The sequence below is a fragment of the Planomonospora corallina genome (assembly GCF_042650625.1).
Taxonomy (GTDB): domain Bacteria; phylum Actinomycetota; class Actinomycetes; order Streptosporangiales; family Streptosporangiaceae; genus Planomonospora_B; species Planomonospora_B corallina.
Genome location: NZ_JBHSBM010000043.1, coordinates 28,898 through 39,452, shown reverse-complemented (window position 1 = coordinate 39,452; position 10,555 = coordinate 28,898). Strand labels below are relative to the sequence as shown.

4 protein-coding genes are annotated in these 10,555 nt (G+C 71.6%); 3 read left to right on the top strand and 1 reads right to left on the bottom strand.

Annotation, left to right across the window (positions count from 1 at the left end):
• Window positions 1-43 precede the first annotated feature (43 nt).
• Window positions 44-1,339 (bottom strand): extracellular solute-binding protein, encoded by a 1,296-nt coding sequence (locus tag ACFOWE_RS29360; RefSeq protein ID WP_377293527.1) that lies wholly within the window; start codon window positions 1,337-1,339, stop codon window positions 44-46.
• A gap of 366 nt (window positions 1,340-1,705) precedes the next feature.
• Here ACFOWE_RS29360 and pulA point away from each other — a divergent pair, with 366 nt between their 5' ends.
• From pulA to ACFOWE_RS29345, 3 genes are all read left to right on the top strand, one after another.
• Entirely contained in the window at window positions 1,706-7,603 is a 5,898-nt protein-coding gene (gene pulA, locus ACFOWE_RS29355) for a pullulanase-type alpha-1,6-glucosidase (RefSeq protein ID WP_377293525.1), read from the top strand.
• A gap of 86 nt (window positions 7,604-7,689) precedes the next feature.
• On the top strand, window positions 7,690-9,441 hold the full coding sequence (locus tag ACFOWE_RS29350; RefSeq protein WP_377293524.1) for a carbohydrate-binding module family 20 domain-containing protein: 1,752 nt from the start codon (window positions 7,690-7,692) through the stop codon (window positions 9,439-9,441).
• Window positions 9,442-9,498: 57 nt separating this feature from the next.
• Window positions 9,499-10,515, top strand: coding sequence for an alpha/beta hydrolase (locus ACFOWE_RS29345; protein ID WP_377293522.1), 1,017 nt, complete (start codon window positions 9,499-9,501; stop codon window positions 10,513-10,515).
• Window positions 10,516-10,555: the final 40 nt, after the last annotated feature.

The window sequence follows — 10,555 nt, the reverse complement described above, 5'->3', positions numbered from 1 at the left end:
CCCTGGTCGTGCCGGTCACACGTCCAGTGGAGGTCGCCACGGCTCAGCTCCAGTCCTTGAAGATGCCGCGGTACTTCTCGTCGACGGTCTTGAGCATGTCCTCGGGCGAGGTCTTGCCGCCGACCAGGGCCTGGTAGCCCTCCAGGAGCGGCTGGAAGAGCTGGCCGCCCTCGGGAATCCACGGCCGCGGCAGGGCGGTGTCCATGATCGGCTTGAAGACGGCGACGTCGGCGTTGCCCTGGACGTCGGGGTTGTCGTAGGCGGAGGCGCGGGTCGGCAGGAGGCTGATCTCCTTGGCGACCTTCGCCTGGGCCTCGGGGGTGCTCATGAACCGGACGAACTCGTAGGAGGCGTCGAGGTTCTTCGAGCCGGCGTAGATGGCGTAGTTCCAGCCGCCGGTGGGGGCGCCGGCCTTGGCCGAGCCCGACGGGACCGGGGCGATGCCCAGGTTGGCCTTGTCCTGGAACTCCTTGCCCTGGTAGATCTCCGACAGCGCCCACGGGCCGTTGTAGATCATCGCGGCCTTGCCGTCCTTGAGGGCGGTCATGGCGTTGGCGTAGCTGTCCTGGATCGCCGGCTTGGCCGCGGCGCCCGAGGTGATCAGGTCGGAGACGATCCCCATCGCCTTGGCGTTCTCGGGCGAGTTGACGGTGATCTTCTTGTTCTGCACGTCGAGCATGTCACCGCCCTCGCCGTACATGAACGGCAGCAGGAAGTAGGCGTCGACGTTGAGGGCGAGGCCGGTGGCGCCGGTCTTCTCCTTGACGTCGAGTGCGGCCTTCTTCAGCTCCTCGACCGTGGTGGGAGCCTTCTCCCAGCCGGCCTCGGCGAGTAGCTTCTTGTTGTAGATCAGCGCCAGGGTGTCGGTGACCTGCGGCACGGCGTAGGTCTTGCCTTCGTACTTGGTGCTGCTCAGCGGCCCGGGCAGGAAGTCGGACTCGTTCTCGACGGCGCGGGTGCCGTCCAGCGGCTGCAGGTAGCCGAGCGAGGCGAACTGCGAGGTCCAGGCGACCTCGGAACGGATCACGTCGGGCGCGCCGGAGCCGGACTGGGCCGCGGTCTGGAACTTGTTCTGCGCCTGGTCCGAGGGGACGTTGACGTAGTTGACCTTGATGTTCGGGTACTTGGCCTGGAACTCCTTGATGAGCGCCTGGAACGTCGGGCCCTCACTGTCCGGACGGACCGTGTCCCACCAGGTGATCTCACCGCTGATCTTCGACGGGTCGGACGGAGCGGACTGGGCGGGGGCCGCCGTCGAACCGCTGTCGCCGCCGCCACAGGCGGAAACCGCCAGGGCGAGGGCCGCGACGATCGTCGCGGCCGAGAAGGCTCGCCGCATGATTTCTCCTCATTGCTCAGGGGACCGGCCCGGGAGGCGCGCAGCCGCCGGGCCGGGTGGAGTACGCCGGACGTTACGCCGACGTGAACCGCATTGGAAGAACTTGCTGCAAGAGTCTGCAAACTTGTTACATCTCGACCGGATACGGCAAACCGTGACAACCCGTTCACCCCATGCGATTGCGAGAATATCCCCTGTTCATAGGGGCTACAGCCATCCGAAGTCCTCGGCTCGGAGGTCTTCCGGCCCTACGGCGGCACCCTCCGTCCACCACGATTCAGAAAGTTGCCGTAAGGGATTGCACAGATCATGTCCAGTGAGTAACTTCCGGGCAACATCCCCGAAACACACTCCGTGGAGGCCCTGGTGGTCTGGCCCCTCCCCCCACGGCGCGCGAGATCGGCCTCTCTGACCAGAGCCGCCCTCGCGGCCGTCCTGGTCACCGCCCCTCTCGCCGTCCTCTCCCCACCCGCCGCCGCGGACCCGGCGGCGATCCGCACGGCCGCGGACCCGGCGGCGATCCGCACGGCCGCGGACCCGGCGGCGATCCGCACGGCCGCGGACCCGGCGGCGATCCGCACGGCGGCCGCGCCGGCGCGGCCGGTCGTCTCGGCGCTGAGCCGGAGCGCGGCGCCCGGGGACCGCGAGCTCGCCCGCGACGCGCTCCGCGCCGACCTGAGCCGCGAGCGCTTCTACTTCGCGATGACCGACCGGTTCGCCAACGGCGACACCGGCAACGACGCCGGCGGCTTGTCCGGCGACCGGCTCGCCACCGGCTTCGACCCTGCCCACAAGGGCTTCTACCAGGGCGGGGACCTCAAGGGCCTGATCGGCAGGCTGGACTACATCCAGGGCCTCGGCAGCACCGCGATCTGGATCACCCCGGCCTTCGCCAACCGCCCGGTCCAGGGCACCGGGGCGAACGCCTCGGCCGGCTACCACGGCTACTGGATCACCGACTTCACCCGGATCGACCCGCACCTGGGCACGAACGCCGAGATGAAGAAGCTGGTGCGCGAGGCCCACAGGCGCGGGATGAAGGTCTTCTTCGACATCATCACCAACCACACCGCCGACGTGATCGACTACGCGGAGAAGACCTACTCCTACCGGTCCAAGGGCGCCCACCCCTACGTCGACGCCTCCGGCAGGCCGTTCGACGACCGGGAGCACGCCTCCGGAGGGAGGTTCCCGAAGGTCACCGCCGAGTCCTTCCCGTACACGCCGGTCGCCCCGGGGAAGGCCAAGACGCCGTCCTGGCTGAACGACGTGACGATGTACCACAACCGGGGCGACTCCACCTTCAGCGGGGAGAGCTCCGAGTACGGCGACTTCCACGGCCTCGACGACCTGTGGACCGAGCGCCCCGAGGTCGTCGACGGCATGGTCGACATCTACCGGACGTGGGTGCGCGAGACCGGCATCGACGGCTTCCGCATCGACACCGCCAAGCACGTCAACATGGAGTTCTGGGAGCGGTTCTCCCCCGCCCTGCGCGGCTACGCCGCCAAGCTCGGCAACGAGCGCTTCTTCATGTTCGGCGAGGTGTACTCCTCCGACCCCGCCTACACCAGCCGCTACTCCACCCGCGGCGGCATGAACGCCACCCTCGACTTCCCGTTCCAGGAAGCCGCCCGATCCTTCAGCGGCGGCACGGCGGACGCCGCGCGCCTGGCTCGGCTCTACGCCGACGACGACCACCACATCGACGCCGACTCCAACACCTCCTCCCTGCCGACCTTCCTCGGCAACCACGACATGGGCCGCATCGGCCGCTTCCTCGCGCAGGACAACCCCGGCGCCTCCGACGCGGAGCTGCTGAGGCGGGACCTGCTCGCCCACGAGCTGATGTACCTCACCCGCGGCCAGCCTGTCGTCTACTACGGCGACGAGCAGGGCTTCACCGGCAAGGGCGGCGACCAGGACGCCCGCCAGCCCATGTTCGCCTCGAAGACCGAGAGCTACCTCTCGGACGACCTGATCGGCACCGACGCCACCCACGCCCGGGACAACTACGACCCCTCCCACCCGCTCTACCGGGGCATCGCAGCGCTGGCGAAGCTCCGCGACGCCCACCCGGCGCTGGCCGACGGCGCCCAGATCGAGCGGCTGGCCTCCGGCGGCGTCTACGCCTTCTCCCGGATCCGCGCCAGGGACCAGGTCGAGTACGTCGTCGCGGTCAACAACGCCGAGCAGCCGGCGAGCGTGGCCGTGCCGACCTTCTCCGCCGGCACGGCCTTCACCAAGGTGTACGGCGAGGCCGCCGAGTCCGTGACCTCCGGCACGGACGGCAAGATCTCGGTCACCGTACCCGCGCTCTCCGCGGTGGTCTACAAGGCCGCGGCCCGCCTCGCCAAGCCCACCGCGGCCCCGGCGGTCTCCATCGCGCTGCCCGGGACCGAGATCCGCGGCACCGCCGGCGACGGCCGGGTCCCGGTCACCGCGACCGTGCCCGGCACCGGCTTCGACCAGGTCACCTTCGCGGCCAAGGTCGGCGACGGCAGGTGGAGGGTGCTCGGCACCGACGACGCGCCGAACACCACGGCGGCGGGCCGCTCCTTCCGGGTCTTCCACGACCTGACGGGCATCCCGGCCGGCACGAAGGTCGCCTACAGGGCGGTCGTGAAGGACTCCGCGGGCCGCTTCGCCTCGGCGGGCGCCGAGGCGGCCGTCGGAGCCGAGCCCGGGCCGGAGGAGCCCGGCGCGGTGCGGCGCGACTGGCTGGTCGTGCACTACAACCGCCCCGGCGGCGACTACGACGGCTGGGGCCTGCACGTCTGGGGCGACGTCGAGCAGCCCACCGAGTGGGCGCGGCCGCTCGCGCTGACCGGAGAGGACGCCTACGGCCGCTTCGCCTGGATCAGGCTGAAGCCCGGCGCGCGCGAGGTCGGGATCATCGCCCACAGGGGCGACGAGAAGGACGGCGGCGACCGGATCGTCGACCCCGCCAAGACCGGCGAGGTCTGGCTGGCGCAGGGCCGGGACGGCACCCACGCCTCCCGGGCCGCCGCCCAGGGGTACGCGACCGTGCACTACCGCCGCGCCGACGGCGACTACGACGGCTGGGGCCTGCACCTGTGGGGCGACGGCCTCGCCGACGGCGCGGCCACCGAGTGGGCCGCCCCGCGCCCGCCGGACGGCACCGACTCCTACGGCGTGTTCTGGAAGGTCCCGCTGAAGAACGCCTCGGTCCCGGTCAACCACATCGTGCACAAGGGCGACACCAAGGACCCCGGTTCCGACCAGTCGTTCCTGCCGGCCGCCCAGCCGGACGCCTACGTCGTCTCCGGCTCGGAGACGCTCCACGCCTCCCGCGCCGCCGCCGAGAACGTCGCGGTCCTGCATTACCACCGGCCCGACGGGAACTACGACGGCTGGGGCCTGCACCTGTGGGGCGACGCGGCGCAGCCCACCGAGTGGGCCGAGCCCCTGATGCCCGCCGGGACGGACGGCTTCGGCGTCTACTACCGCGTTCCCCTGGCCGAGGGGGCGAAGAACGTGAGCTACATCATCCACAAGGGCGACGAGAAGGACCTCCCATCCGACCAGGCGCTCGACCTGGCCGCGGACGGCCACGAGGTCTGGCGGGTCGCGGCCACCGAGGGCCACGTGCTGCCGCAGGCGGCCGCGCGCGGCGCGGATGCCGACCTGTCCAAGTCCTCCGCGCACTGGATCGACCGGACCACCGTCGCGTGGAAGGTCCAGCCGTCGGCCTCGCTCCGCTACTCTCTGGCGTTCTCCGCCCAGGGCGACATCGCGGTCACCAAGGGCGAGCTGACCGGCTCCTACCGGGTCATCCGTCTGAACCCCGGCACGCTCACCGACGCTCAGAAGGCGAAGTGGCCGCACCTGGCCGGGCACGCCGCCCTCACCGTGGACCCGCGCGACGCCGACCTGGTCACCGGGGCGCTGCGCGGCCAGGTCGTGGCGGTCGAGCGGGACGCCTCCGGCGCGCTGCTGACCGCGACCGGCGTGCAGCTGCCCGGCGTGCTCGACGACGTCTACGCGAAGGCGGCGACCGCCGAGCTCGGCCCGGACGCCGCGGGACCGCTGCCCCGCCTGTCGGTGTGGGCGCCGACCGCGCGCGAGGTGAAGCTGGCGCTCTACCGCGACCCGGGCGGAGACCGGCGCGAGGTGCACCCGATGCGCCGCGACGACGCGACCGGCGTCTGGTCGGCGCGGGGGCTGCCCTCCTGGAAGGGGCGCTACTACACCTTCCTCGTCACGGTCTACTCCCCCGCCGCCGGGAAGGTCGTCACCAACGAGGTGACCGATCCCTACAGCGTCTCGCTGGCCGCCGACTCGGTCCGCAGCCACCTCGTCGACCTGTCCGACCGCTCCCTGCGCCCCGACGGCTGGACCTCGCTGGCCAAGCCGCCGGCCGTACCGCAGGAGAAGGCGTCGATCTACGAGCTGCACGTGCGCGACTTCTCCGCCTCCGACGCGACTGTCCCGGAGGGGCGGCGCGGCACCTACGCCGCGTTCACCGGTGAGTCCGCCGGGATGAAGGAGCTGCGCTCCCTCGCCGGGGACGGCCTGACCCACGTGCACCTGCTCCCGGTCTTCGACATCGCGACCGTCCCGGAGCGCAGGGCCGACCGGACCGAGCCGGACTGCGACCTGGCCTCCCTGCCCGCCGACTCCGAGCGGCAGCAGGAGTGCGTGACGGCCTCCGCCGCGAAGGACGGCTTCAACTGGGGCTACGACCCGCTGCACTACACCGTGCCCGAGGGCTCCTACGCCGCGGACCCCGACGGCTCCGCGCGGATCAAGGAGTTCCGCGGCATGGTCGCGGGCCTGAACGGCGCCGGCCTGCGGGTGGTCATGGACGTGGTCTACAACCACGCCCACGCCGCCGGGCAGGACCCCACCTCGGTGCTCGACCGGATCGTGCCCGGCTACTACCACCGGCTGCTGGACGACGGCGCCGTGGCCACCTCCACCTGCTGCGCGAACACCGCGCCCGAGCACACGATGATGGGCAAGCTGGTCGTCGACTCCCTCGTCACCTGGGCGAGGCAGTACAAGATCGACGGCTTCCGGTTCGACCTGATGGGCCACCACCCGAAGGCGAACATCCTCGCCGTCCGGAAGGCCCTCGACGCGCTGACGCTCGAGAAGGACGGCGTGGACGGCAAGTCGATCATCCTGTACGGCGAGGGCTGGAACTTCGGCGAGGTCGCCGACGGCGCCCGCTTCGAACAGGCCACCCAGGCGAACATGGCCGGGACCGGCGTCGGCACGTTCAGCGACCGGCTCCGCGACGCGGTGCGCGGCGGCGGCCCGTTCGACCCCGACCCCCGCGTCCAGGGCTTCGGCTCCGGCCTGGCGGGCGACCCCAACGGCTCGCCCGCCAACGGGACCGCCGAGCAGCAGCGGGCCCGCCTGCGGGCCTACCAGGACCTGGTCAAGCTGGGCCTGGCCGGCAACCTGCGCGACTACACCTTCACCGCCACCAGCGGCGAGCAGGTCAAGGGCTCCCAGGTCGACTACAACGGCTCGCCCGCCGGGTACGCCGCCTCCCCCGGCGAGACCGTGTCCTACGTGGACGCGCACGACAACGAGACGCTCTTCGACGCGCTGGCCTACAAGCTGCCGCAGGCCACCACCATGGCCGACCGGGTGCGCATGCAGTCGCTCTCGCTGGCGACGAGCGTGCTGGCCCAGGGCACCGCGTTCGTGCACGCGGGCAGCGAGCGGCTCCGCTCCAAGTCGCTCGACCGCAACTCCTACGACTCCGGTGACTGGTTCAACCGGCTGCTGTGGGACTGCGCGCAGGGCAACGGCTTCGGCGCGGGCCTGCCACCGAAGGCCGACAACGAGGACAAGTGGCCGTACGCCCGGCCGCTCCTGGCCGACCCGGCGCTCAAGCCCGGCTGCGACGCGATCGACGCCGCCCGCGCCCGGTACGGCGAGCTGCTGAGGATCCGCTCCTCCTCCCCCGCCTTCGCGCTCGGCTCCCTGGCCGAGGTGCAGAAGCGGCTCTCCTTCCCGACCGGCGGCACCGCGGAGACCCCGGGTGTCGTGACCATGCACCTGGACGCCTCCGGGATCGACCCGAAGTGGAAGTCGATCACCGTCGTCCTCAACGCGACCCCTCAGGAGCAGCCGCAGACCGTGGCCGCTCTCAAGGGCGCCCAGGTCGCCCTCCACCCCGTGCAGGCCGACGGCGGCGACGCCGTCGTCAAGCAGTCCCGCTTCGACGCGGGCACCGGCACGCTGACGGTCCCGGCCCGCACGGTCGCCGTCTTCGTGCAGTCCTGAGGATCCGTCCCCGATCCCGGTCCGCCCGGTCCGAAAAGGGCCGGGCGGACCGGGGAACCGTCCGACTCTCCTGGAGGCCCCCCACCATGAGATCCTGCAAACCCCTCGCCGCCGCGGCGCTGGGCGTGCTGACCGGCGCCGCCCTGCTCACACCCGTCGCGCTCGGCGGAGCCGCCGCCCAGGCGGTGCCCCCGGCCGGCACCGCCCCCATCGTCAAGCTCTGGAGCTGGAACTGGAAGTCGGTGGCACGCGAGTGCACCGAGGTGCTCGGCCCCGCCGGGTACGGCGCCGTCCAGGTCTCCCCGCCGCACGACTCGATGAGCAAGGGCGGCTCCGTCTGGTGGGACGTCTACCAGCCCGCCCGTTATGCGCTCACCAGCAAGTTCGGCGACGAGAACGCCTTCAAGGCGATGGTCGAGGCCTGCCACGGAGCGGGCGTCAAGGTCCACGTCGACGCCGTCATCAACCACATGACCGGCCAGGGCAGCGCCAGCTACGGCGGCTACTCCTTCGGCAAGTACGACTACCCGGGGCTCTACTCCTCCGCCGACTTCCACTCCCCCACCTGCACGATCAACGACGGCGACTACACGGGCGACGGCTGGCGGGTGCAGAACTGCGAACTGGTCGGGCTGGCCGACCTGAACACCGGCTCCGAGTACGTGCGCGGCCAGATCGCCGGCTACCTCAACAAGCTCACCTCGCTCGGCGTGGACGGCTTCCGCATCGACGCGGCCAAGCACATCTCCCCCGCCGACCTGGCGGCGATCAGGTCGAAGCTGACCGGCTCGCCGTACCTGCACCTGGAGGTCATCCACGGCGACCGGGAGAAGGTCCAGCCGGGCCAGTACACCGGGGTCGGCGACGTGCACGAGTTCGTCTTCGGCCGCAAGATGAAGGAGCAGTTCACCGGGCAGATCCACTGGCTGGAGACGTTCGGGCAGAGCTGGGGCCTGTCGGTGCCGAGCGACAGGGCCGTGACGTTCGTCGACAACCACGACACCGAGCGGAACGGCTCCACGCTCAACTACAAGTACGGCGCCGCCTACAAGCTGGCCAACGTCTTCATGCTGGCCTGGCCGTACGGCACGCCGCGCGTCTACTCCGGCTTCACCTGGGACGACAAGGAGGCCGGCCCGCCGTCCGCGAACGGCGGCTTCGTCACCGACACCGACTGCGGCAACGGCCGCTGGACCTGCTTCCACCGGCAGGTGACCGGGATGGTCGGCTTCCACAAGGCCGTCGCGGGCGCCCCGGTCGCCAACTGGTACGACAACGGCGACAACCTGATCGCCTTCAGCCGCGGGAACAAGGGCTGGGTCGCGATCAACAACGGGAACGCCTCCGTCACCCGCGCCTTCACCACCGGCCTGCCCGCCGGGACCTACGCCAACGCCGCCGGGAGCGGCTCGGTGACGGTGGACGGGAGCGGGAACGCGACCGTGACCGTGCCCGCCAGGAGCGCGGTCGCCGTCCACACCGGTGGTCCCTCCCCCAGCCCGACGGCGAGCCCCACCGCGAGCCCGACGGTGACGCCCACCCCGGGCAGGGTCGCCGCGTCCTTCAACGCGAACGTGACCACCGCCTGGGGGCAGAACGTCTTCGTCGTCGGCGACGTCGCCGAACTCGGCTCCTGGAACCCGGCGAACGCGGTGGCCCTCTCCGCGGCCTCCTACCCGGTCTGGAGGGCCACGGTGAACCTGCCGGCCGGGCGGACGATCTCCTACAAGTACATCAAGAAGAACCCCGACGGCTCGGTGACCTGGGAGAGCGACCCCAACCGCTCCTTCACCACCCCGTCGGGCGGGACCGTCACCCGCGACGACAGCTGGCGCTGACCTTCCCCGGCCCCGGAACCCGCCCGGTTCCGGGGCCCTTCCCCCGATGGAGGAGCCATGGAGTCCGTACGAGCACGACCGGTCGTCGCGGGCGGCCTCGCCGCGGTCGCCCTGATCGTCGTCATCGCCGCCGTCGTGGTCCTCCGGCCCGGGGCCGGGCCGGAGGCGACCGGCCCGGCTCCGGCCGTCCCGGTGGCCTCGCCCGCCCCCGAGACGGTGCGGATCGTGGAGAGCAGGGAGATCGGCGAGCGGACCAGGGACCTGACGATCCACTCACCGGCGCTGGGCCGGGCGGCCAGGGCCCGCGTCCTGCTGCCGCGCGGCTGGAGACCTGGATCGGGTCCCTGGCCCGTGCTCTACCTGCTGCACGGCTGCTGCGACCCCGACCACCTCGGCTGGGACGGCAAGGGCGGCGCGGACGAGCTGACGGCCGGCGCACCGGTGATCGTCGTGATCCCGGAGGGCGGCTCGGTCGGCTTCTACTCCGACTGGCTGAACGGGCCCAGGTGGGAGACCTTCCACCTGACCGAGCTGCTGGGCGTGGTGGAGAAGGAGTACGGTGCCGGGGACCGGCGGGCGGTCGCCGGGCTCTCCATGGGCGGGTTCGGCGCGATGTCGTACGCGGCCCGGCACCCGGGGATGTTCCAGGCCGCGGCCTCCTTCTCCGGCGTGCTCGACACCGAGGCCGGTCTGCAGGGAGTGATGCGCCTCATCCAGGACAACGGCCTCAACCCCGGTGATCTGTGGGGCTACCCCGGCGGTGACGGGGACTCCTGGGCGGCGCACAACCCGAGCAGGCTCGTCTCCGCGCTGAAGGGCGTGCGCCTGTTCGTCTCGGCGGGAAACGGTGAGCCGGGCCCGCTGGACGGCCCGGCGGCGACCGAGGACGCCGGCGAGCGGAACCTGCTGAGCCAGTCGCGGACCTTCACCGAACGGGCCCGCGCGGCCGGCCTGACCGTCGAGACCTACTTCTACGGCAAGGGAACGCACACCTGGCCCTACTGGAAGCGCTCCCTCGAGCGGGCCCTGCCCGGGCTGCTCACCGCGCTGGAGGTCCGGCCCTCCGGCGAGTAGGACCTTCCCGCCGACGCGGACGCGGCCGCGCCACCACGCG

What these genes read in the sequence shown, in the direction of transcription:
- ACFOWE_RS29360 (WP_377293527.1), bottom strand. Translation starts at nt 1,339, where the DNA reads ATGCGGCGAGCCTTCTCGGCCGCGACGATCGTCGCGGCCCTCGCCCTG.
- ACFOWE_RS29350 (WP_377293524.1), top strand. Translation starts at nt 7,690, where the DNA reads ATGAGATCCTGCAAACCCCTCGCCGCCGCGGCGCTGGGCGTGCTGACC.
- ACFOWE_RS29345 (WP_377293522.1), top strand. Translation starts at nt 9,499, where the DNA reads ATGGAGTCCGTACGAGCACGACCGGTCGTCGCGGGCGGCCTCGCCGCG.